Source organism: Oleiphilus sp. HI0067, assembly GCF_001635735.1.
Map to the genome: position 1 here is coordinate 1 of NZ_LWFI01001628.1, position 1,170 is coordinate 1,170.

The following is a 1,170-nucleotide window of genomic DNA, read 5'->3' on the forward strand; positions in this document are numbered from 1 at the left end:
ACAAGCGCATCCATAGCATCGAAGAACTCAGTTACTTCATAACCATAAATGCGCCACAGTCATATCACATACGACGACATTATCAGGACTTCGTTATTTACACACGCTAGCCAGCTTTGCGGCGCATCATCCAATCTGGCTTGGAAACACCGATACGTGCAAAACCTTCGCTCAATGTCATGGGTTGAGCGAGCATCTTATAGTCTTTGAAATCCATTTTAATCACTTCGTCATGGCGGCCACCTCTGAAAACGATCGCACCGCCTTCATTAAAGCCCTCATACATATAAACGGGAATTTCATACATTCGACCAAAAGGAGGCATCGCGCCGACATCGCATTCTGGGAAACGATTTTTAAATTCTTCTTCACTAGCAAGATCTATGAGTTCAGTACCCATTACACGTGCAAATCGATCCATACGAATACGACAAGAAGCTGGAAGGACAATCATAGAGAGCACGCCATCCATAATCACCATAACGGTTTTGGCAACCTGCTCGCTTTTAACATCAACTAAATCTGCAATTTCCTTTGCGGTGTATGCAGGAGAGTGTTCAATCGCTTGATACGTCATATTATGCGCATCGAGGTATTCTTGTAATTGTTTTACCGGCATCGTACTACCTCCACCAATTCGTCTTTTTATTAAGAGCAAAAAGTGTGTCTTTGCGCCCCTAGGTATTGGGGACTACCTAAGAGCGACGAAAGACAAGTAACACGTTACACCTATATTCCAAACTAAAGCGTGACGATGGCCACTTTCAACATTGTGTTTGCGTCACAAAAAAATGGCCATTTCAAGAATTTCACAAGTTTGTTTCATTTAAAACAATATCTACCTGAAATTCGTAGGTTAATTATTTCGTTATTATTTAGTCGTTCGATGCTTGATGCAAATATACATCTTGTTGCGGGAATGGAATAGAAATCTGCTCAGCATCAAATGCTTTTTTAATCGCTTCATGCGTATCGAAATAAACGCCCCAATAATCGGAAGTCTTCGCCCAAAGTCTCACGGTGAAATTAACGGAGCTATCTGCAAGTTCACCTAGCACAATGGTTTTCTCAGGATCACTCAAAACGCGTTCATCCGCCGAAACAACGCGCTCTATAATCGCTTTGACCTTATCGATATCATCGGCATAAGCCACGCCAAATACAAAATCC

General features: G+C 42.1%; 2 protein-coding genes. Both read right to left on the reverse strand.

Annotation, left to right across the window (positions count from 1 at the left end; genetic code table 11):
• Positions 1-106: 106 nt before the first annotated feature.
• On the reverse strand, positions 107-619 hold the full coding sequence (locus tag A3739_RS26290; protein ID WP_068482213.1) for an aminoacyl-tRNA deacylase: 513 nt from the start codon (positions 617-619) through the stop codon (positions 107-109).
• Between the two features lie 256 nt (positions 620-875).
• Positions 876-1,170, reverse strand: a 295-nt coding sequence (locus A3739_RS26295) for a mechanosensitive ion channel family protein (RefSeq protein ID WP_156502868.1), incomplete at its 5' end; no start/stop codon positions are given.